The organism is Duganella sp. FT27W (assembly GCF_009295655.1).
Taxonomy (GTDB): domain Bacteria; phylum Pseudomonadota; class Gammaproteobacteria; order Burkholderiales; family Burkholderiaceae_D; genus Rugamonas; species Rugamonas zoogloeoides.
The window spans coordinates 443,420-465,517 of record NZ_WHIV01000005.1; the positions used below are offsets into that span (position 1 = coordinate 443,420).

A 22,098-nucleotide genomic window follows, 5' to 3' on the forward strand; every position below is an offset into this window, starting at 1 on the left:
TTTTTTGTTGCGTTAGAACTTGTACGTCGCCTTCACGTAAAACGTGCGGCCCAGCGGATCCGTGTAGCGGGGATCGTAACCGCTCTGGAACGTCGTGCCCTGGTTGGTGTACGGTGGATTGGTGTCGAACAGGTTTTTCACGCCCACCGTCAGGTCGGTGTTCTTGAAGCCCGCATAGCTGCCCGACAGCGAGAAGGTCGAATACGCACGCACCTTGTGCTTGTATTCGTCATCGACGTCGTTCTGGTCCACGTAGCCACTCAGGAACTTGTTCGACAGGCTGGCGCTCCACACACCTTTTTTCCAGTTGATGGTGGCGTTGTGCTTCCAGCGGAACACCGGGTTGTCGTCGCCGTACACGCCCACGTTTTCCACAAAGGCGCCGCCGGCCTCGTTCTGGTACTTGTAGCTGTTGACCCAGGTGCCGTCGAACACAAAGGCGAAGTCGCCGGCCGCGCTGCGCGGCAGTTTCCAGCGCAAGGTGGCGTCGATGCCGGACGTGTGGACTTCGCCGAGGTTGTCGAGCACGGCATTCACGTATTGCAGCGTCTTGCCGTCGGCCGAATACACGAAGTAGCTGGCGTACTTGTCGTAATCGTTGAAGATCGTGGTCTCCGACACCGTGCCGATCTTGTTGCGGATTTTGATGTTGAAGTAGTCGAGCGACATGCTCAACGTATTGGACGGCTCGAAGACGGCGCCCAGCGCGAAGGTCTTCGATTTCTCGGGTTTGAGGTTGAGGTTGCCGCCGCTGCGGATGTACTGCTGCTGGTTGCAGGCCACGTTGGGGTTGGCGCCGGCCACCACCGTGCCCCCCGGGCACAGTACCGGATCGTCATACGAATTGCCGGTAAAGGTGGACGTAGCCGGACCGTGCAGGTCGTACAGCGTTGGCGCGCGGAAGCCGGTGTTGTACGAGGTGCGCAGCATGATCTGCTTGCTTGGCTGCCAGCGCAGGCCGATCTTCGGATTGAAGCTGCCACCGACGTCGTTGTAGTGGTCGTAGCGGGCCGCCAGCGACAGTTCCACGTTCCTGGCCAGCGGCGCGCTCAGCTCCGAGTACAGCGCGGCGATATTGCGCTGGCCCGACTGGTCCTGGGCGTCCGCGTAGCCGGAGCTCGACGCCTGCGAGGCCAGCTCGGTGTTGACGTCGTAGGTGGCCTTGTCGTGGCGGAATTCGGTGCCCACCGCAAAGCCGACCGAGCCGGCCGGCAGCGTGAAGATTTCGCGGCTCACCTTGGCATCGACGCCGATGCTGGTCATGCGCGCCGACAGGTACTCGCCGCGCAGCTGGGCGGAATCGAGATACGCGGCGCCGTCGGTCGATTGCTCGCCGAACGGATTCAGGATGCCATTGAGTACGCCGGCTTTCATCAGCGTGTCGTTGGTGTACCCCTCGACAAACGCGCTGGTGGCCTTGCTGGTGGCATAGGTCAGGCCCACGTTGTAGTCCCAGCCGGCCACCAGGCCTTCGGAACCGAGCACCAGGCGGTCGGAGATGCTGGTGTCGTAACCGACGCGGTTGCCGGCGGCCACGGTGCGCCAGTTGACGGTCAGGTCTTCACCCGTGAGGCCGGCCACCGCCGGTACGCCGGCGCTGCCGCCCGGGTAGTACGGGCTGGCGGACGTCATGGTGATGCCGGTCAGCGGCGACGGTGCGATGCTGCTGCTGTTGGTGCTGCGGCTGTGCAGGTATTCGACCGTGCCCAGGTTCTCGCCACCGAGTTTAAACGTGGCCTTGCCGAGGAACGACTCCTGCTTGGTTTTCGGGATCGACTGGATGTAGGCGGTGGTATCGGTGCGGCAGGTGCCGTTGGCAGCAGCGATCAGCCCCTTGCCCACGCAGCCGCTGGCGGCGTACGGGTTGCCGGTGATGCCGTTATCGGAGAAGAAATTACCGGGCTGCGAGGTGCCGCTGCTGTTGTTGATGCCTCGGTCCGGGCGCACGCTGGTGCTGGAAAAATCGCGTTCGACGGCCGACAGCGCGGTCTGCTTGTGCAAGTCCACCACGCCGAAGAAGTTGTAGCCATCCTTGTCGAGGTCGCCGAAGCCGCCCGACAGGTTCAGGCGCGATTCGCCGCCCGAGCCGCTCGCCTGCGGCTGGTAGCGCTCCACGCTGACGGTGGCGCCTTGTACTTCGCGCTTGGTGATGAAGTTGATCACGCCGCCGATGGCGTCGGTGCCGTAGATGGCCGAGGCGCCGTCGCGCAGCACTTCCACGCGTTCGAGCGCGGACAGCGGAATGATGTTCAGGTCCACGCTGGAGCCGTTGAACGGATGGTTGGCGATGCGGCGGCCGTTGAGCAGCACCAGCGTCTTGTTGCTGCCCAGGCCGCGCAAGTCGGCGGTGGCAATGCCGCCGGTGCCGGAACCGACCGACTGGCTGCTGGTCGTCGAACTCTGGTTCATCGAGATGGTGTTGAGCACCTCGGCTGCTGTCGTCAGGCCCTGCTTGACGAAATCGCTGGCCTTGATCGACGTGATCGGCAGCGCCGTTTCGCTGGCCAGGCGCTTGATGCTCGAACCGGTCACTTCCACGCGCTGGATCGCAGCGTCGTCGGTGCCGGTTTGCGCCATGGCGCCATGCATGCCGGTTGCCAGGGTACCGGCAAACACCAGGCGCAGGGCCCGGGACATCGCTCGTTCCGATGTTTTATTGATCGTCATTGTTATCACTCCTGCTGTGCATTGGTATGGGTGGGTTTGTCGTGTAGACAGCCCATCAGATCATCCGGGCGCAGGTGGAAACAATGCGGTTTAAATAAGTATGCGGATTACCAACAGTCACGAACCATCACAACTGTAAAGATGGTTTTCTGCGTTAAATGGGAGGTGTCGCCCCGCAGGCCGCATGTCGTCGTCTTACATCTGGACACATAGCGCGTGATGTAAAGAGAAATGGGCGGGTGTAAATTTTTGTAGGGAAGGGCTTGCCAACTGCGTATTGATCGGCGTATAGTCAATCCACTATCTACCCATCACACCCCGAATTCGTTGCCATGACCTGCTTCTTCTTTACCGGCTACTTTTACTTTAGCAATTCCAACCCAGAGGCGGTGGAGTAGCGGCCGGTGCACGTAGCAGTAAAACGAGTTCCAGCAAATCCTGAAAAAACCGCCTCCACAGGCGGTTTTTTTTCACCTCGACTTTTTTGAAACAATGGAGAACAGCATGCCCCGCACCGATGATTTACGTATCCGCGAAATGAAGGAATTGACGCCACCGTCCCACCTGATTCGCGAGTATGCGTGCACGGACACGGCCGCCAACACGGCAGCGGCTGCGCGCATCGCGCTGCACCGCATCCTGCACGGCCAGGACGACCGCCTGATGGTAGTGGTGGGCCCGTGCTCGATCCACGACACGAAAGCGGCGATGGAATACGCGCACCGCCTGGTGCAGCTGCGTAACGAACTCAAAGGTGACCTCGAAATCGTCATGCGCGTGTACTTCGAAAAGCCGCGCACGACCGTGGGCTGGAAGGGCCTGATCAACGATCCGTTCATGGACAGCAGCTTCCGCATCAACGACGGCCTGCGCATGGCGCGCGAGCTGCTGCGCGATATCAACGAACTGGGCCTGCCGGCCGGTACCGAGTACCTCGACGTGATCAGCCCGCAATACATCGCCGACCTGATCAGCTGGGGCGCGATCGGCGCCCGCACCACCGAGTCGCAGGTGCACCGCGAGCTGGCGTCCGGCCTGTCCTGTCCGGTCGGTTTCAAGAACGGTACCGACGGCAACGTCAAGATCGCGGTCGATGCGATCAAGGCCGCGTCGCAGCCACACCATTTCCTGTCAGTGACCAAGGGCGGCCACTCGGCCATCGTGTCCACCGCCGGCAACGAGGACTGCCACATCATCCTGCGTGGCGGCAAGGCGCCCAACTACGACGCCGCCAGCGTCGATGAAGCGTGCAAGGCGATCGGCGCGCAAGGCCTGGCGCCGCGCGTGATGATCGACGCCTCGCACGCCAACAGTTCCAAAAAGCCGGAAAACCAGGTGCCGGTCTGCGCCGACATCGCCGGCCAGGTGGCCGGCGGCGACACCCGCATCGTGGGCGTGATGGTGGAATCGCACCTGGTAGGCGGCCGCCAGGACCTCGAACCGGGCAAGGAGCTGACCTACGGCCAGTCCGTGACCGACGGCTGCATCGACTGGGACAGCAGCGTGCAGGTGTTGCAAGGCCTGGCCGCCGCTGTACGCCAGCGCCGCCTGGCAACGCAGGCGGCGGAGGCTGCTTCCAAATAAAGCTGTTTTAAAAAGTGTAGCTGCCGCGTACGTAGAGTGCGCGGCCGACCGGATCCGTGTAGCGCGGATCGTAGCCTTTCTGGAACAGCGTGCCCTGGTTCGAGAACGGCGGTTCCTTGTCCAGCAGGTTCTTCACGCCAGCCGTCAGCGACAGACCGGTGAAGCCGGTGTACGTGCCTGACAGATTCCACAGGCTGTACGACGGCACGCGGTTTAAAAACGCGTCCTCGATGTCGAGGTTCTGATCGATGTAGCCGGACTTGTACGACTGTGCCAGGGTGGCGCTCCAGTTGGCCAGGCGCCAGTTCAGCGCGGCGTTGTGCTTCCAGCGAAATACCGGGTTGTTGGCGGCGTAGCGGGCCACGTTCTGGGTGTAGGCGCCGCCGACCTCGTCCTGGTATTCATACTTGTGGACCCAGGTGCCATCGACGGTCAGGGTCAGGTTGCCATAGGTGCTGGCGCCAGAGCGCAGCGTCAGACTCAGATCGACGCCGTCGGTGTTGACCTTGCCCAGGTTTTCCTTCAAGTCGAGGATTGCGTTTGGCGTGCCGTCGGCGTTGCGCAGGAAGCGCTCGCGGTATTTTTCGAAGTTGCCGTAAATGACTTCCTCGGGCAGGGCATTGATCTTGTCCTTCAGGCGAATATTGAAGTAATCGGCCGACAAGGTCAGTTGCGACACCGGTTCGAGCACCACGCCAAAGGCAAAGGTTTTCGATTTTTCCGGTTTCAGCGCAGGGTTGCCGCCTTGCAGCTTGTACTGTTGCAGGTCGCAGTCGCGCAGCGGATTGGCGATCGGGCTGTTGGAGATGTTTCCGCCCGGGCACAGGATCGGATCGTTGTACGAGTTATTGGTATCGTTGCGCGAGAGCGGGGCGTTCTTTTCAAACAGCGTCGGTGCGCGGAAGCCGGTCGAGGCCGAACCGCGCAGCAGCAACTGCCTGGTTGGCTGGAAGCGCACGCCGATTTTCGGGTTGGTAGTGTTGCCGGCGTCACTGTACTTGTCGTACCGCGTGGCCAGTTGCACCTCCAGGTCTTGCAGCAGCGGCAGGTTCAGCTCGCCAAAAATGGCCTTGATGGTGCGCGAGCCGTCGGTCGATTGCGAGCCGGACAGGCCCGAGCTGGCAGCCTGGCCGGCGATGTCGCGGTTGACGAAGAAATCCGCTTCCTCGCGGCGCAGTTCGCCGCCGATGGCCACTGCTGCCTTGCCGCCGCGCATATCCCACAGTTCGCGGCTGGCCTTGGCGTCGATGCCGGTGTTGCGGGTTTTTCCTTTTTGCACCTGGCCGCGCAGCGCGGTGCTTTCCAAATACGCCTTGCCGGCGGCGTCCTGTGCCGCGAACGGGTTGAGGATACCGTTGCGCACACCTGCCGCGAACGATTCGTCGCGTACATAGCCGCCGGTGAAATATTCCGCCGAACGGCTTTCCGACAGCGTGAAGCCGGTCTTGTAATCCCAGCCGCCCAGCAAGCCTTCGACCGAGATGGAGAGGCGGTCGGCCTGGCCCTTGGAAACGATCTCGCGCTGGCCCGCCTCGGTGGGGCGCCAGTTCACCGACAGCGGCTGGCCCGACAGCCCCGGCATGGCCGGCGTGCCGCCCGCGTTACCCGGGTAGTATTTGCTGGTGTTGGGCAGGATCAGATTGGCCTGCGGTGGCGGCGCGGTGTGCGACAGCACGTCGTTTTCCGCGTGCAGGTACTCGACCGAGGCCTGGTGGTCGTTATTGATCTTGAAGGTGGCCTTGCCGAAGAAGGTTTTTTGTTCCTGTTCTGGCAGGTTGTCGATTTGCCGGGTGTAGTCCTGGCGGCAGGTGCCGTTGCTGGCGCGCGGCACCGACAGCGGGGCATCGCAACCGGTGGCAAAGCCGGGATTGCCGGTGGCGCCCGAGCCGGGATCGAAGTAATTGCCGGGGAACGTGGTGCCGGAAGTGAGGTTCAGGCCGCGCGAAGGAATGATGCCGGTCCTGGAGAACTCGCGCATTTGCGAGTTGAGGATATCGGTCTTGTGATAATCGAACACGCCGAACACGTTGTAGCCGTCTGCTTCCAGGTCGCCGAAGCCGCTCGAGATGTTGAAGCGCTTTTCGTCGGCGCCCGGCTTGCGCGGGGCAATCGCTTCGGCAGTGAGGGTGGTGGTCTTTACGTTGCGTTTGGTGATGAAGTTGATCACGCCGCCGATGGCATCGGTGCCGTAGATGGCCGAGGCGCCGTCGCGCAGCACTTCCACGCGCTCCAGGGCCGTGACGGGAATGATGTTGAGGTCCACGCTGGCGCCATCGTACGGGTGGTTGGCGATGCGGCGGCCATTGAGCAGCACCAGGGTCTTGTCGCCACCGAGGCCGCGCAAGTCGGCGCTGGCCTGGCCGCCGGTGGGCAGGCCCGAGCTGTTGCCGCCGACGGCGTTGCCGGCGCTGAAACTCGAGCTGTTCGACGGTATGCGATCGAGCACTTCCTGGGCCGTGGTCAGTCCTTGCTTGACGAAGTCGTCGGCGCGGAACACGGTGAGCGGATTGGCCGTTTCCGACACCAGCCGCTTGATCGACGAGCCGGTCACTTCCACGCGCTGCATGGGCGCATCGGTTGTTTGCGCCTGCGCTGCGTGGATTGCTGCCAACCCCAGCAGGGCGCCGGTACTGCCGATGCGGATGCTTCTTGCCATGACTTTCACCACCATGATTTCACTCTCCCAAATGAACGCTGCAGTTTTTAGATGACTTCGACGCGCGATCACGTGGAAACGTGATGCACGCACCCCATCAAATCATCGGCATGAAATTACTGTCAACATTGAAAATTTTGTAATTTCATGTGGCCGGCAGCTTTGTGCATTGGTCGCCAGAAGTCGGCAGTTTGCCAAGACAGACGTATATTCGGTGTTGCTCAAATTAAGCAGTGGGAAAGGTGGTGCTTCAGCGCAATTGGCTGCGTAACATACGACAAGACTGTGGTCGTAGCGCTACAGTGCGGAGTAACCGATCCGCATGAAACAAATGCAATGGTGTAGAGGGGCGGGTGACTTTTTTGCCACAGAAAAGCATTGTCCTTGGCATACTCGCCATCGACCGCCGGGAGCCGGATCAGCAGTCGGTGCCGCACAGTTTCATGGTCATATTGCCAAGGTACTGCTCGGGGCGCAGCTTGACTGCTGGCGCCAGCGTGACTTTTCCGCTGTCTGCTTCGCTCAGTGCCGGCGCCAGATGAACCCGGCCATTGTCGCTGACCTTGGCGTACATCACGCCGGTGGCGGGGTGACCGCTGGTCTCCACGGCGGGAACTGCACCGATCGCGCTCTCGAGCGGCGCGTCAAGCGACTGGGCCGACAGGTTCGAGACGTCGCCGCCCTCGACCACACAACCAGAGACTGCGGACGCGATAATCACGATTGCTGCCCAGTGTTGATAGCGCATGATGAGTTCCCCTTGTTTTGATTTCAAAAAAATAATATTAATTTAGTTATAGCAAACCCATCAATTCAAAATTACGGTTTATGTTAGGTAGCGAACACAACTGTTGGTTAACAGGGCCAGATCGATTTGTGATTGTTGCGAAAAGGAGTTATGTACAAAAAAGCCGGGCCGCTATGGAGGCGGCCCGGCTTGTTATTACGCTGCGTACCTTACTTGAGATTGACGGCTACAGTGGCATCGGCACTCTGAATGTACAGCACACCATTCTGGCTGATCGACAACAGGCCGGCCATAGGGTAGCTCCATACCGTCTTGCGGGTCACCTTGTCGATCGCGTAGGTGACGCGGTTGGTGCTGACGAACAGCAGGTTTTTGGTCACCACGGCCGGGCCGTAGAACGACGACTCGGTGTTCAGTTGTGGTGTCCACGACCACTGCAGTGCGCCATCGGCTTCGGCGCGTGCTTCCACCCGGAACGGATTGGTGTTGAGCGCGTACAGCACGCCGGCGGAGTAGGCTGGCGAGATGCCGTAGCTGCCGGTCACACGCCAATCGATGAAGCTCTTGGCGATGTCGAACCGGGTCAGGCTATAGCTGGTAACACCGCTGCTGCTGTTGTAGTTGCCGGTTGTGGCATACACGCCATTGGCGCCGATGACGGGCGCACCGCTGCCCTGGCTGTACAAATTGTTGCTGCTGTCGCGGATGGTGGCCAAGCGCTCGCCGGTTTTGGGTTTGAAGACCACGATCGCATCGCCGGTGTACAGGTACACGCCGTTGGCGTCGGCGGCCGGCGCCCATTGCGATGCTGCCGAGCCGGCGGTGGTATTGAACAGCGTTTCGCCGGTGGTGCTGTAGCCATACAGGCCGACATACGAACCGCCGTTGGTATAAATCACGCCATCCTGGACGACCGGCGAGGACAGCCGGTCATAGATCGAGCCCACGCGCGCACGGAACTGCACCGTGCCGGTGGCTGCGTCGAACGCGAACATATAGTTGGCGTCGGACTGGCTGCCGACGGCATACACCACGCCATTGGCGACTGCCGGCGGATTGACCGGGTAGTAGGAGCTGTTGTTGAAGTCGTATTTCCAGGCGCGGCTGCCGTCGGTTTCCTTGTAGGCATAGAGCGAGGTGGCGTCGGTCGTGTACAGCAGGCCGTTGGCGGTGACCTGTGGCGCCACCGTGCTGCCGTTCGAGCTGGCAGGGTTGCCTGTCAGGCCGCGTTTCCAGCGCAGGGCGATCTGGTCGGGCTTGATCTCGACCGGCACGTAGCCGGTGTGGGCGCTGTTGCCCTGGAAGGTGGACCAGTCGCCGGCGCCGGTCATCGCCGACAGCGCAGTGAGGTTGTCGCCAGGCCAGGCCGTCTCTGTACCGACGATGGTGATGTCGTAGGGCACGCTGATGGATGCCACAGCTTGCGCGGTCGTGCATGCCTGGTCGCTGCACAGCTTGATGGTGGCATTGCCCTTGTAGCGTCCCGGCGCCACGCCGGTGGCGGTGTCGAGCGAGAACGTGTACAGGCCGCTGGCGCCTGCCGTGACTTGTACTGGTGCTTGCAGCACACCGGCGGCGTCGCTGGCGCTGGCGTACACGGTGCCGGTCGGCGTGAAATTGGCGGCCTGGGCCGTCACCACCAGGTTGACGCCGACATTGCTGGCCATCACGCGCGCGAGCGTACCCGACTGTACAGTCATGGTCGCCACGACCGGCGGCGTCGTCGGTGCTGTCGGCGTCGTTGGCGCCGGTGTCGTCGAGTCACTGCCGCCCCCGCCGCAAGCGGCGAGAATTAATGTGGCGAGCAGGCCGCCCGTCCAACCTGCACTTCTCCAACCCTGAGACATGATTTTTTTCCTAATTATATAAAGGGTAATATTTTAGCCTGGGAAAATACTATTCCAAATAGCAAGACGTTAAAAAGAAGGGCCTTCATCTAGCAGGCCTGACTTTGTTGTATTAAACCGTCAGTTGTTCAGAAAAACTTGTCGCTTGCACCCGGTCTCATGTGTCGACCAATGGTGCCGGCACCGACCATCGGCTTGTCGCTGAAGCGAAATCGCGCGGGGGATGGGCATGCGGTTTTTACGTTAAGATATCTGTATGCCAAACTTTATCCACCTGCTGCAAGAATATGGCGTGCTGATCGTGTTTGCGATCGTGCTGATCGAACAAATCGGCCTGCCGATTCCCGCCTATCCCATCCTCATCGTCGCCGGCGCCTTGTCCGTCGATGGCGATTTCAGCTGGCCTGCCGTGCTGGCGGTGGCCGTGTGCGCGTGCCTGCTCAGCGACGGTTTCTGGTTCCGCATGGGGCGCGTGTACGGCAAGCGTATTCTCAAGCTGCTGTGCCGCATTTCGCTGTCGCCCGATTATTGCGTGAGCCAGACCGAGGACAGCTTTACGCGCTGGGGGCCGCGCATGCTGATCGTCTCCAAGTTCATTCCCGGGTTTAACACCATTGCCGCGCCGCTGTCGGGGGCGATGGGCGTGCACAGTCGCACCTTTGTCGGCTACAGCATGCTGGGCGCTACCTTGTGGGCCGGTACCGGCATCGCCATCGGCGCCTTCTTCCACGCCAGCATCGATTCCGTGCTGACCGCCCTCAGCACCATGGGCAGTACCGCGCTGGCCGTGCTGCTGACATTGCTGGCGCTGTTCATCGGTTATAAATATCTTGAGCGCAAGCGCTTCCGTCAGTCGGTGCAGATCGACCGCGTGACCATCGACGAAATCAAGCAGTTGCTCGAGCAGGGCGCGGCGCCGGTCCTGGTCGATGCCCGCAGCGTGACGGCGCAACTGCTGGAGCCGGCCGTGCCGGGCGCCTTGCTGTTCAATGGCGGCCAGCCGGCGCCGGACCTGATCGCAGTGGACCGCGACCGCCATGTGATCGTGTATTGCAGCTGCCCCAACGACGTTACGGCCGCCCAGGTGGCCAAGGAGCTCAAGCAGCACGGCTTCACCATGGCGCGTCCCCTGCATGGCGGGCTTGATGCCTGGAATGCCGCCTTTGGCGTGCGTCCCGTGGTCGATGACGAGACCACCACGGCATCGGCATGAGCCGCCTTGCTCTGGTAGTCATACTACGAGGAAAAATAGCGCAAGTGCGGTAAATGCACAGTTGCTTGTACTAAAACTACAAACCGCTTGCCAGTCTTGGTAAAAATACCTTAAGCTTAGGCTTCAACTATTTTTCATCGACCATGACAGCTACTCCATCGCCATCCTCCCCGATCAACGACTTCCCAGGCGGACCGCGTCTGCTGGCGGATGTCGGCGGCACCAATGCGCGCTTCGCGCTGGAAACCGCCCCGGGCAAGATCGTGGCGATCGACGTGTTGCCATGTGCCGAATACCCGACCCTGGCGGCTGCCCTGTTGTCCTACCTCGGTTCGCCCGTGGTGGCCGAGGCCGGTGGGGCAGGCGCTGGCGGCATCCGCCACGGCGCCATCGCGATTGCCAACCCGGTCACCGGCGACATGGTGCGCATGACCAACCATCACTGGGCGTTTTCGATCGAAGCGCTGCGCCGCGAAGTCGATTTCGACACTTTGCTGGTAGTAAATGACTTCACGGCGCTGGCCAGTGCGCTGCCGTTCCTGTCGGCCGAGCAAAAGCGCCAGGTGGGCGGCGGGACTGCCGTGGCGGGCACGCCGCTGGGCCTGATCGGCGCCGGTACCGGCCTTGGGGTGTCGGGCCTGATTCCCGGCAAGGATGGCTGGACCGCACTGCTGAGCGAAGGCGGTCATGTCACCTTTGCGCCTGCTAATCCGGTTGAAGTGGCAATCCTGCAATATGCCTGGACCGAATTCGAGCATGTTTCGGCCGAGCGCCTGATGTCGGGCGCCGGTATCGAACTGATTTACCGCGCTCTGGCAAAACGGCATGGCGTGAAGGCCGAACCGCTGGTCGCCGCCGACATTTCGCGCCGCGCCCTGTCCGGTGAGTGCGCCTTGTGCGACGAAGTGATCGAAGTGTTTTGCTGCATGCTGGGTACCATCGCCAGCAACCTGGTGGTCACGCTGGGGGCGCAGGGCGGTATTTATATCGGCGGCGGCATCGTGCCGAAACTCGGTGACCGCTTCAACCGCTCCGGTTTCCGCAACCGTTTCGAGCACAAGGGCAGGTTCTTCCAGTACCTGGCGCAAGTGCCTACCTGGGTGATCACGGCAGAGTATCCGGCCTTCGTTGGTGTATCCGCAATCTTGTCAGAAAGACTTGCCTCCGTGTAAGTCACGTTACATTTCGCTGCAGCGAATGCGCGTTTTATGCTTTTATCAGGTACAATTCACTTAGTTGGATGAAACGTCCTGGATAGGTCATGCTTGTTTTCGCTCGAAAACGGTGCCGCGATTCTGGTGTTTCATGAAATGCGATCGCTTCGGCGGTAGCGGCAATTCCCTCTCTCCCGCCAGGCGACTCGCCTCGGCCGGAAAAACAGCTTCAGCGACTACTCCGGCAGGCGGCATCTTGAATGCAGCGCCTACCTCAACGACTCACTGAATGTAATTGATGTCATTCTGTGCATGTGTATGCATGCAGCCATAAGATTGCTATGGATAATGCTGAGGCCAAAAAAGTCCTCGAAACCGCCTTGTTATGCGCCCGTGAGCCGTTGACCATCCACAGTCTGAAAAAGCTGTTTGTCGACGAGGAGCAACCGCCGGGCGAACACGACGCCGTGGTCGGCGCCGAACAGATCAGGGAATTGCTGGAAGAGCTGGGCCGCGACTGGGCCGGCAAGGGAGTGGAAGTGGTCAGCCTGTCGAGTGGCTGGCGGTTCCAGAGCCGTCCCGAGATGAAACATTATCTCGACCGGCTCAGCCCTGAAAAGCCGCCGCGCTACTCGCGGGCCACGCTGGAAACGCTGGCCATCATCGCCTACCGCCAGCCTGTCACGCGCGGCGATATCGAGGAAATTCGCGGCGTTGCCGTGAACTCGCAGACGATCAAGATGCTGGAAGACCGTGGTTGGGTCGATGTGGTGGGCCACCGCGACGTGGTGGGCCGGCCTTCGTTGTTGGGCACCACGCGCCAGTTTCTCGATGACCTGGGGTTGAATTCCCTGTCCCAGTTACCGCCGTTGCAGCAAATCAGTGAATCGCAGGGTAGTGGTCCCGATATGGCCGCGCTGGAAGCGGCCCTGCAGCAGAATTTTGAAAAAGCCGCGCACGGCGACCGTGTCGCGCAAGCAGACGATGGCACGGAGGTGCCGGTGGCTATAGCAGCCGCGACTAGCCCGGACTCCGGCCAAGAAGTTAATCAAGATCCTGTGCATCGTCCCGATGTCACGGTCGATGAGCACAAGCAAGAAACGAATAATGAACAATCCTAAATCCCCAGAGACAGTCAACGACGCCGCCGAAGTAGCGGTCGCCAAGCCCAAGCGCCGCACCAAGGCCCAGATCGCAGCGGAAAGCGGCGGCGTTGCCGATGCGGCCCCGGTTGCTGCCGTGGCGAGCAATGCCGCGCCGGTCGCCAAGCCGAAGCGCAAGCCTAAGGCCGATGCGCCCGCCGAAGCTGCCGCGCCGGCAGTGGTCGAGGCAGTTGCCGCCGACGCCGCGCCGGTCGCCTTGAAAAAGCCGCGCGCCAAGCCGGCGGCCAAGGTTGCTGTTGAGGCGCCTGCTGCTCCTGCCGCCGCAGTCGCACCTGCCGTTGCTACTTCTGCGCCTGCCGCTGCCGTCGCGCCTGCTGCCGCCGCTGCGCCAGCTGTTGCCGCGCCTGCTTCCGACCGCGCCGCCGGTGCTGCTGCTGACGCGCCGGCCAAGCCGGCCCGTGCGCCGCGCGCCCGCAAAGCCGTGGCCGCTGCCGCAGCTTCTGCCGCCGCCCAGTCAGCCGAGGCGCCGGCTGCTGAAGCTGCCGCCGGCGACGCCGCACCTGCCGATGGCGTACCGCGTATCGACCGTGGCCAGCGTCCGCGCGGCCCGCGCCAGATGCGCGAACAGCGCGCCGTGCGCGAAGCGCTGATGCCGAAAGTGGAAGCGGTGGAAGTTGCTCCTGCTGCGGCAGTGGAAGGCGCTGTGGGTGCCGAAGGTGTCGAGGGCACGGCGGAAGCGCGTCAGCCGAACGAGCGCGGCCAGCGCAACGGCCGCCAGGGTGGCCAGGGTGGTACTCAAGCCGGCCAGCCACGCAATGGCAAAAACGGCAAGGGCAAGAACGCCAAGGGCCGTGGTCAGCCCGGCGACAAGCCAAGCGACGCCGATGCCGTGTTCTCGTTCGTTACGTCCGACGCCTTCGACAGCGAAGAAGGTGGCCGTGGCCGCCAGCCGCAAAAGGCTGCGCGCCGCGATCTGACCGCCGACGACGATGCACCGAAGCTGCACAAGGTGCTGGCCGAAGCCGGTCTCGGCTCGCGCCGCGACATGGAAGACCTGATCGTTGCCGGCCGCGTGTCGGTCAACGGCGAGCCGGCCCACATCGGCCAGCGCATCCTGCCGACCGACGCGGTCCGCATCAACGGCAAGCTGATCCAGCGCCGCGTGAGCAAAAAGCCGCCGCGCGTGCTGGTGTACCACAAGCCGGCCGGCGAGATCGTCTCGACCGACGATCCGGAAGGCCGTCCATCGGTGTTCTCGCGCTTGCCGACCATGAAGGCCGGCAAGTGGCTGGCCGTCGGCCGCCTCGACTTCAACACCGAAGGCCTGCTGCTGTTTACCACGTCCGGTGACCTGGCCAACCGCCTGATGCACCCGCGCTACGGTATCGACCGCGAATACGCGGTGCGTACCCTGGGCGTGCTGGAAGAGGGCATGCGTCAAAAGCTGCTGGCCGGTGTCGAGCTCGAAGACGGCCTGGCGCAGTTCTCGAAAATCGCCGACGGTGGTGGCGAGGGCATCAACAAGTGGTACCGCGTGATCATCGGCGAAGGCCGTAACCGCGAAGTGCGCCGCATGTTCGAAGCGATCGGTCTGACCGTGTCGCGCCTGATTCGTACCCGCTACGGCGCCATGACCCTGCCAAGCAGCCTGAAACGCGGCCGCTGGGAAGAGCTGGAAGAAAACCAGGTGCGCGACATGCTGGCCGTGTACGGCGTCGAGAAAAAAGGCGGCGCCGACGGTATGGCTGCTGCCGCGCCTGCGCGCGCCGGCAAGGGCCCGCAAGCCAAGCCGGCCCAGAACAAGGGACCTGAAAAGCGTCCGCAACGTGGCCGGGCAGAATACGACGACCGTGATGACGACGACGAGGACGACATCGACGAACCGAACTTCAACCGCGCCGATGTCAGCAACGACAACGCGCTGCCATTCGCCAAGCCGCCACGCGGCCAGGGCCGTGGTCAGGGTGGTCAGGGCGGCTTCGGTGGCGGCCAGGGCCGTCCGAACGGCGGTGGACAGGGTCGTGGCGCAGCCGGCGGCCAGGGCGGCTTCGGCGGCCAGGGCGGTGGTGGTGGCCAGGGTGGCCGCGCAGGCGGCGGCAATGGCCGTGCCGGTGGCGCCCAGGGTTCGGGCCGTCCCGGCGGTCGTCCGCAGGGTATCGGTGCTTACGCTGGCGGTCGTCCGCTTGGCGATGCGGCGCCGGCGCGTGCCAGCGGTCCGCGTCCGCAAGGGCAGGGCGGCCAGGGTGGCCAGGGACGTGGTCAGCAGGCCAAGCCGGCCAACAAAGGCCCGCGCCAGCCCGATCCGTTGCAAACCACGTTTGGTTTTGGCAACAGCAGCGGCGCACCGCGTCGCGGTCAGCAGCAGCCGCGTGGCGGCGCCAGCGACCACGGCATGCCGCGTCGTCGCAAGGGTTAATCCCGCGCCCGTTGCGGGGTTGTTTTTACCCGCAAAAGCCCTATTTTGGCTGTTGTAGCCTTGTTTTCCGCCGCGCGCGGATTGCAGCGCCGACCGAATAAGGTTATAATAACCAGCCTGGTAAAAGTTCTTGTCCGGATAAAACCGCAGGAATCCTTTGCTCTGGTTGGTATTACTGGAAGATGGGCACTTGCCCATTTTTTTTTTGTTGAACGGGTTTGACAACAAGCCTTAATCTGGAGAATTTCTTGCAGCTGCCGCAGTTAATTGAAACGACCGTCACTGGTCTGGGCTATGAGCTGGTTGATGTCGAACGGGCCGAGCGCGGAGTGCTGCGCGTGTTTATCGATTTCACCGCGGCCGACGCTGAGGAAAAAGGTCCGATTACCGTGGAAGATTGCGCCACGGTCAGTCACCAGCTGTCGCACGTGCTGACGGTCGAGAACGTAAGTTACGAACGTCTCGAGATTTCGTCGCCAGGGCTCGATCGCCCGGTGCGCAAGCTGGAAGACTTCGTGCGTTTTGCCGGTTGCGAAGCAATCGTCAAACTGCGCACCGCAATGCCGGGTACGAACAACCGTAAATCGTTCCAGGGGATCTTGCAAGAACCCCAGGGCGAGAATTTGTCGTTGGAATTTGAAAGCAATGATGGTCCGGCGCTGTTGGAGTTTACGCTCGCCGATATGGATAAGGCACGCTTGGTGCCGCAGGTGGTTTTTAAGGGACGCAAAGCATGAGTCGCGAAGTTTTGTTATTGGTAGACGCGCTGGCGCGTGAAAAGAACGTCGATAAGGATGTCGTATTTGGCGCCCTCGAATTCGCATTGGCGCAAGCCACGAAGAAACGGTATGAGGGTGAAGTAGACATCCGCGTTTCGATCGACCGCGAATCGGGTGAATTCGAATCGTTCCGCCGCTGGCACGTGGTACCAGATGAAGCCGGTCTGCAACTGCCGGACCAGGAAATCCTGCACTTCGAAGCCAAGGAACAAATCGCCGACATCGAAGTGGACGACCACATCGAAGAGCCGATCGAATCCGTGGAATTCGGCCGCCGTTTTGCCCAAGACACCAAGCAGGTCGTGCTGCAACGCGTGCGCGATGCCGAACGCGAACAGATCCTGGCCGACTTCCTCGAACGTGGCGACTCGCTCGTGACCGGCACCATCAAGCGCATGGAACGCGGCGATGCAATCGTCGAGTCCGGCAAGATCGAAGCCCGCCTGCCGCGCGACCAGATGATCCCGAAAGAAAATCTGCGTATCGGCGACCGCGTGCGTGCTTACATCCTGCGCGTAGACCGCAATATGCGCGGCCCGCAAGTGATCCTGTCGCGCACCGCGCCGGAATTCATTGCCAAGCTGTTTGAACTGGAGGTGCCGGAAATCGAACAGGGCATGCTGGAAATTAAATCGGCTGCCCGCGACGCCGGCGTCCGCGCAAAAATCGCCGTGTACACGGCCGACAAGCGCATCGACCCGATCGGTACCTGCGTCGGCATGCGCGGTTCGCGCGTGCAGGCCGTTACCGGTGAGCTCGGTGGCGAGCGCGTGGACATCGTGCTGTGGTCCGAAGATCCGGCCCAGTTCGTGATTGGCGCACTGGCCCCGGCCAATGTCTCGTCGATCATGGTCGATGAAGAAAAACACGCCATGGACGTGGTCGTGGACGAGGAAAACCTCGCCATCGCCATCGGCCGCTCGGGCCAGAACGTACGCCTGGCGTCCGATCTGACCGGCTGGAAGATCAACATCATGACGGCCGAGGAATCGGCCGACAAGGCAGCCCAGGAAACCGCGGCAGTGCGTGCACTGTTCATGGAAAAACTGGACGTTGACCAGGAAGTCGCCGACATCCTGGTGGAAGAGGGCTTTGCCAGCCTGGAAGAAATCGCTTACGTGCCGATCTCCGAAATGCTGGAAATCGAATCGTTTGACGAAGATACCGTCAACGAACTGCGTACCCGTGCCCGTGACGCCCTGGTGACCGAAGCGATTGCTTCGGAAGAAGGCCTGGAAGGCATGGAAGAGGCACTGGTCGGTCTGGAAGGCATGGACCGCATCACCGCTGGTAAGCTGGGCCTGGCAGGTATCAAGACTGTTGAAGCATTTGCAGGCCTGGCCTACGACGAATTTGGCGCCATCCTGGCCTTCTCGTCCGACCGCGCCCGCGCGCTGATTTCGAATGAATTTGAAGATGTGACCGACGATGAGATGAAACTGGTCGATTCGAAGTACGACGACCGAGCGAAGGGCCTGCAGGCCAAGGCCTGGACCCTGGCAGAATCGGCAAAGGCTTAATTTGAGTATCTTTATCATCTCCGCGACACATAGAAAAGAGGACTGAATGGCGAGTAACAACGTAGCCCAATTTGCCACCGAACTGAAGATGCCTGCAGACTTGCTGCTGACGCAGCTGCGTTCTGCCGGCGTCGAAAAAAGTTCGACGTCAGATCCATTGTCGAAAGATGATAAGGATAAGCTGCTCGATCACCTGCGTCGCACCCACGGCGCTGCAGCCGAAGTGGAAAAGAAAAAAATCACGCTGACGCGCAAGGAAACGACCGAAATCAAGCAGGCCGATGCCAATGGCAAGGCCCGCACGATCCAGGTCGCCGTCAAGAAAACGCGTACCTTCGTACAGCGCGACGAACCGGTCACGACCGCCCCTGCCGCACCTGCGGCACCGGTGATCGATCCGGCCGAAGTCGCTCGTCGCGAAGAAGAAGTGCGCAAGCAAGCCGAACTGATCGCACGTCAGGAAGCCGACCTGCGCGAGAAGCAGGAGCATCTGGCCAAGCTCGACGCCGAGAAGGAAGCGCAAGCGAAAGCAACCGCCGACGCCGAAGCCCGCGCCAAGAAGGAAGCCGACGCCGAAGCCAAGCGCGATGCCGAGCAAGCTGCTGCCAAGGCTGCCGCGTCGGCCCTGAACGCCGCCAACAGCAACGCCAATGCCAGCGCGACTGCAACCGATGCTGCTGCCAGTGCCGCTGCGGCCGCTGCCGCTGCTGCTGCGGACGCGCAAAAGAAAGCTGCTGCCGAAGAAGCCAAGAAGAAAGCCGATGCTGCCGCCAAGGAAGCTGCTGAGAAAGCTGCTGCCACCGACCGCGCACGCAAGGCTGTGGCCGATGAAGTCGCCCAGATCAAGGCCATGATGAACGCGCCGCGTCGCGCCATCAAGGCGCCGGAGCCAGTACCGGTTCCGGTCAAGCCGAAGGTTGCCGAAGGCACGCTGCACAAGCCAGCGACCACGGCCGCTACCGCTGCCAAGCCGGGCGACAAGCCAGGCGATAAAAAGCCAGGCGACAAGAAATCGATCAAGTCGGCCAATGTGGCCTCGACCTGGTCCGACGACAAGAAGCGCGGCGCCCCAGGCGGCGGCAAAGGCCGTGGCGCCCCATCGGGCCCATCGACCGGCCGCGACAGCTGGCGCGGTGGCAAGGGTGGTCGTCGTCATTCGCAATCGGATGACCGCGAAACCAACTTCCAGGCCCCGACCGAAGCCGTGGTCAAAGACGTTCACGTACCGGAAACCATCACCGTGGCCGAACTGGCCCACAAGATGTCGGTCAAGGCGTCCGAGGTCATCAAGCAACTGATGAAGCTGGGCCAGATGTGCACCATTAACCAGGTGCTGGACCAGGAAACCGCGATGATCGTCGTCGAAGAAATGGGCCACAAAGCCCACGCCGCCGAGGAAGACGATCCGGAAGCGATCCTGGCCGACCAGGGTGAGCATGCTCACTTCGAGTCCAAGCCACGCGCGCCGGTCGTGACCGTCATGGGTCACGTCGATCACGGTAAAACCTCGCTGCTGGACTATATCCGTCGCGCCAAAGTCGCCTCGGGCGAAGCCGGCGGGATTACCCAGCACATCGGCGCGTACCACGTCGATACGCCACGCGGCATGATCACCTTCCTCGATACGCCGGGTCACGAAGCCTTTACGGCCATGCGTGCCCGCGGTGCGAAAGCCACCGACATCGTCATCCTGGTGGTGGCGGCGGACGACGGCGTGATGCCGCAAACCAAGGAAGCTATCGCTCACGCGAAAGCGGCTGGCGTACCACTGGTGGTGGCGATCAACAAGATCGACAAACCAGGCGGCAACGTTGACCGTGTTACGCAAGAGCTGGTTGCCGAGAGCGTGGTGCCGGAAGAATACGGTGGCGATTCGCCATTCGTGCCGGTATCGGCCAAGACCGGTGAAGGTATCGACAACCTGCTCGAGCAAGTGCTGCTGCAGGCCGAGGTACTGGAACTGAAAGCCCCGATCGATGCGCCGGCCCGTGGCCTGGTGGTCGAAGGCCGCCTGGACAAGGGCAAGGGCCCGGTTGCCACCATCCTGGTGCAGTCCGGTACCCTGAAGCGCGGCGACGTGATACTGGCAGGCTCCTCGTTCGGCCGCGTGCGCGCCATGCTGGACGAGAACGGCAAGCCGATCACCGAAGCCGGTCCATCGATTCCGGTCGAAATCCAGGGCCTGACCGAAGTGCCGCAAGCCGGTGAAGAAGTCATGGTCATGGCCGACGAGCGCAAGGCGCGTGAAATTGGTCTGTTCCGTCAAGGTAAGTTCCGTGACGTGAAACTGGCCAAGCAGCAAGCCGCGAAGCTGGAAAACATGTTCGACCAGATGGCCGAAGGCGAAGTCAAAAACCTGCCGTTGATCATCAAGACCGACGTGCAGGGTTCGCAAGAAGCGCTGGTGTCGTCGTTGCAGAAACTGTCCACCTCCGAAGTGCGCGTACAAGTTGTGCACGCAGCCGTCGGCGGTATTACGGAATCGGACGTCAACCTTGCTGTGGCCTCGAAGGCCGTCATCATTGGCTTCAACGCCCGTGCCGACGCCCAGGCCCGCAAGCTGGCCGAGTCCAATGGTGTGGACATTCGCTACTACAACATCATTTACGATGCGATCGACGAGATCAAATCGGCGCTGTCGGGCATGCTGGCACCGGAAAAACGCGAAACCGTTACCGGCCAGGTCGAGATTCGCCAGGTTATCCTGGTCTCGAAAGTCGGCGCCGTTGCCGGTTGCCTGGTCACCGATGGTGTGGTCAAGCGTTCGTCGTCGGTGCGCCTGCTGCGCAACAACATCGTGGTGTGGACTGGCGAGATCGATTCGCTCAAGCGCTTCAAGGACGATGCGAAAGAAGTACGCGCCGGTCTGGAATGCGGCCTGTCGCTGAAGAACTACAACGACATCCAGGTGGGCGACTCCCTGGAAGTGTTCGAAGTGCAGGAAATCGCCCGTACCCTGTAATTACAGGCGACCAATGTAGGACCTGGTGAAGTGGACGGGAGCCAAAAAGCGCTCCCGTCCACTTTGCCGTTTATGGAATATCATCATGGCAAAACATAGTAAAACCATCCCGCAGCGCGGCTTGCGCGTTGCCGATCAAATCCAGAAAGACTTGTCGGAGCTGATTGCGTTCGAACTCAAGGACCCGCGCGTGGGCATGATCACGCTGGCCGAGGTGCAGATCACCCCCGATTATGCCCACGCCAAGATCTACTTCACCATGCTCAAGGACGATCCCGAGACCGTGAAGAACACGCTGGCCGGCCTGCAGGCCGCGTCGGGCTACCTGCGCAATATGCTGGGCAAGCGCCTGCACATCCACACCCTGCCGGCGCTGCACTTCGTGCACGACACGTCGGTGGCGCGCGGCATGGCCATGTCGGCACTGATCGACCAGGCCAACGCCACCCGTTCGCTCGATGATGATGTCGACGAAGGTGCTAAAGACGGCAAGGAAGAATGAATCAGGCCAAAGTCAAACGCGTGCGTGACCTGGTCGATGGTGTGCTGCTGCTCGACAAGCCGGTCGGCTTTTCCAGCAACGATGCGCTGATCAAGGCCAAGCGCGTACTGAACGCCAAGAAGGCCGGCCACACCGGCACGCTCGACCCGTTCGCCACCGGCTTGCTGCCGCTGTGCTTTGGCGAAGCCACCAAGTTCTCGCAGGATTTATTGGAAGCCGATAAAACCTACGAAACCGTGGTGCACCTGGGCCAGACCACGGATACGGGCGACACCGAAGGCGAAGTCATCGATACCCGCGACGTCAACGTCACGCTCGAGCAGATCCACGCCGTGCTGGCGCAGTTCCGCGGCCCGATCGCGCAAGTGCCGCCGATGTATTCGGCCTTGAAACGCGACGGCAAGCCGCTGTACGAATACGCGCGCGCCGGCATCACGCTCGAGCGCGAAGCGCGCAACGTCATCATCCACAAGCTGGAACTGATCGCGTACGACGCGCCGATGCTGACCTTGTCGGTCACGTGCAGCAAGGGCACCTATATTCGCGTGCTGGGCCAGGACATCGGCGAGGCTTTGGGCTGCGGCGCGCATCTGAACGCCTTGCGCCGTACCCAGGTGGGGCCGTTGACCATGGAAAACATGATCACGCTCGACGCCTTGATCGCCCATCCCGAGCCATTGAGCTTGCTGGCGCCGGTCGATGCACTGCTGGCCAGCTTCCCGGCCGTGCAGTTGAACGCCGAGCTGGCCAAGCGTTTCCTCAACGGCCAGCGCCTGGCGCTTGGCAAGGAAGCGGTAACGGTACCGAGCGCAGAGGGCAGGGTCCGCGTGTACCTGGACGACAAGTTGCTGGGCACCGCCACACTCGGTGAATACAGCATCCTGGCGCCCGAACGGCTGATTGCCTTCACCGGCAATTAACCGGCTCGTCCAGCCGGGATGGTGCGC

14 protein-coding genes are annotated in these 22,098 nt (G+C 61.8%); 10 read left to right on the forward strand and 4 right to left on the reverse strand.

Annotated elements, in window-relative coordinates:
- Nucleotides 1–12 precede the first annotated feature (12 nt).
- Complete coding sequence (locus F8197_RS23930; RefSeq protein ID WP_152884106.1) at nt 13–2,637, reverse strand: TonB-dependent receptor; 2,625 nt, start codon at nt 2,635–2,637, stop codon at nt 13–15.
- 534 nt (nt 2,638–3,171) lie between these two features.
- Between F8197_RS23930 and aroG the strand changes: the two genes are divergently transcribed.
- Nucleotides 3,172–4,251 (forward strand): 3-deoxy-7-phosphoheptulonate synthase AroG, encoded by a 1,080-nt coding sequence (aroG, locus tag F8197_RS23935; protein WP_152884108.1) that lies wholly within the window; start codon nt 3,172–3,174, stop codon nt 4,249–4,251.
- Between the two features lie 7 nt (nt 4,252–4,258).
- Here the strand turns inward: aroG and F8197_RS23940 are convergent, their stop codons facing one another.
- The 3 genes from F8197_RS23940 to F8197_RS23950 all read right to left on the reverse strand — a co-directional run bounded on the left by F8197_RS23940 (nt 4,259) and on the right by F8197_RS23950 (nt 9,355).
- Nucleotides 4,259–6,907, reverse strand: coding sequence for a TonB-dependent receptor (locus tag F8197_RS23940; RefSeq protein ID WP_227012387.1), 2,649 nt, complete (start codon nt 6,905–6,907; stop codon nt 4,259–4,261).
- A 418-nt stretch (nt 6,908–7,325) separates the two neighbouring features.
- Entirely contained in the window at nt 7,326–7,655 is a 330-nt protein-coding gene (locus F8197_RS23945; RefSeq protein ID WP_152884111.1) for a hypothetical protein, read from the reverse strand.
- 209 nt (nt 7,656–7,864) lie between these two features.
- A complete protein-coding gene (locus F8197_RS23950; protein ID WP_193333553.1) occupies nt 7,865–9,355 on the reverse strand; it encodes a PQQ-binding-like beta-propeller repeat protein in 1,491 nt (496 codons plus the stop codon).
- Nucleotides 9,356–9,758: 403 nt separating this feature from the next.
- Between F8197_RS23950 and F8197_RS23955 the strand changes: the two genes are divergently transcribed.
- From F8197_RS23955 to truB, 9 genes are all read left to right on the forward strand, one after another.
- Complete coding sequence (locus tag F8197_RS23955) at nt 9,759–10,715, forward strand: VTT domain-containing protein (protein WP_152884115.1); 957 nt, start codon at nt 9,759–9,761, stop codon at nt 10,713–10,715.
- Between the two features lie 143 nt (nt 10,716–10,858).
- Nucleotides 10,859–11,887 carry a glucokinase gene (locus F8197_RS23960; RefSeq protein WP_056137479.1) on the forward strand — a complete coding sequence of 343 codons (1,029 nt, stop codon included), beginning with the start codon at nt 10,859–10,861 and terminating at the stop codon, nt 11,885–11,887.
- 323 nt (nt 11,888–12,210) lie between these two features.
- Nucleotides 12,211–12,990: an SMC-Scp complex subunit ScpB gene (scpB, locus tag F8197_RS23965; RefSeq protein ID WP_019921607.1), complete on the forward strand. Its 780-nt coding sequence runs from the start codon at nt 12,211–12,213 to the stop codon at nt 12,988–12,990.
- Nucleotides 12,977–15,388, forward strand: a complete 2,412-nt coding sequence (locus F8197_RS23970) for a pseudouridine synthase (RefSeq protein ID WP_152884117.1) — start codon at nt 12,977–12,979, stop codon at nt 15,386–15,388. Before scpB ends, F8197_RS23970 begins: the two co-directional genes overlap by 14 nt.
- A gap of 248 nt (nt 15,389–15,636) precedes the next feature.
- Complete coding sequence (gene rimP, locus F8197_RS23975) at nt 15,637–16,125, forward strand: ribosome maturation factor RimP (RefSeq protein ID WP_019921609.1); 489 nt, start codon at nt 15,637–15,639, stop codon at nt 16,123–16,125.
- The gene (nusA, locus tag F8197_RS23980) at nt 16,122–17,687 is read left to right on the forward strand and encodes a transcription termination factor NusA (protein WP_019921610.1); all 1,566 of its coding nucleotides are present in this window, start codon (nt 16,122–16,124) and stop codon (nt 17,685–17,687) included. The genes rimP and nusA overlap by 4 nt, the downstream gene beginning before the upstream one ends.
- A 46-nt stretch (nt 17,688–17,733) precedes the next feature.
- On the forward strand, nt 17,734–20,649 hold the full coding sequence (gene infB, locus F8197_RS23985; protein WP_056137477.1) for a translation initiation factor IF-2: 2,916 nt from the start codon (nt 17,734–17,736) through the stop codon (nt 20,647–20,649).
- Between the two features lie 85 nt (nt 20,650–20,734).
- Nucleotides 20,735–21,151: a 30S ribosome-binding factor RbfA gene (gene rbfA / locus F8197_RS23990; RefSeq protein ID WP_019921612.1), complete on the forward strand. Its 417-nt coding sequence runs from the start codon at nt 20,735–20,737 to the stop codon at nt 21,149–21,151.
- Nucleotides 21,148–22,071 (forward strand): tRNA pseudouridine(55) synthase TruB, encoded by a 924-nt coding sequence (gene truB, locus F8197_RS23995; RefSeq protein ID WP_152884119.1) that lies wholly within the window; start codon nt 21,148–21,150, stop codon nt 22,069–22,071. Before rbfA ends, truB begins: the two co-directional genes overlap by 4 nt.
- Nucleotides 22,072–22,098: the final 27 nt, after the last annotated feature.

What these genes read in the sequence shown, in the direction of transcription:
- F8197_RS23930 (WP_152884106.1), bottom strand. Translation starts at nt 2,637, where the DNA reads ATGTCCCGGGCCCTGCGCCTGGTGTTTGCCGGTACCCTGGCAACCGGC.
- aroG (WP_152884108.1), top strand. Translation starts at nt 3,172, where the DNA reads ATGCCCCGCACCGATGATTTACGTATCCGCGAAATGAAGGAATTGACG.
- F8197_RS23940 (WP_227012387.1), bottom strand. Translation starts at nt 6,907, where the DNA reads ATGGCAAGAAGCATCCGCATCGGCAGTACCGGCGCCCTGCTGGGGTTG.
- F8197_RS23945 (WP_152884111.1), bottom strand. Translation starts at nt 7,655, where the DNA reads ATGCGCTATCAACACTGGGCAGCAATCGTGATTATCGCGTCCGCAGTC.
- F8197_RS23950 (WP_193333553.1), bottom strand. Translation starts at nt 9,355, where the DNA reads ATGACTGTACAGTCGGGTACGCTCGCGCGCGTGATGGCCAGCAATGTC.
- F8197_RS23955 (WP_152884115.1), top strand. Translation starts at nt 9,759, where the DNA reads ATGCCAAACTTTATCCACCTGCTGCAAGAATATGGCGTGCTGATCGTG.
- F8197_RS23960 (WP_056137479.1), top strand. Translation starts at nt 10,859, where the DNA reads ATGACAGCTACTCCATCGCCATCCTCCCCGATCAACGACTTCCCAGGC.
- scpB (WP_019921607.1), top strand. Translation starts at nt 12,211, where the DNA reads ATGGATAATGCTGAGGCCAAAAAAGTCCTCGAAACCGCCTTGTTATGC.
- F8197_RS23970 (WP_152884117.1), top strand. Translation starts at nt 12,977, where the DNA reads ATGAACAATCCTAAATCCCCAGAGACAGTCAACGACGCCGCCGAAGTA.
- nusA (WP_019921610.1), top strand. Translation starts at nt 16,122, where the DNA reads ATGAGTCGCGAAGTTTTGTTATTGGTAGACGCGCTGGCGCGTGAAAAG.
- infB (WP_056137477.1), top strand. Translation starts at nt 17,734, where the DNA reads ATGGCGAGTAACAACGTAGCCCAATTTGCCACCGAACTGAAGATGCCT.
- rbfA (WP_019921612.1), top strand. Translation starts at nt 20,735, where the DNA reads ATGGCAAAACATAGTAAAACCATCCCGCAGCGCGGCTTGCGCGTTGCC.
- truB (WP_152884119.1), top strand. Translation starts at nt 21,148, where the DNA reads ATGAATCAGGCCAAAGTCAAACGCGTGCGTGACCTGGTCGATGGTGTG.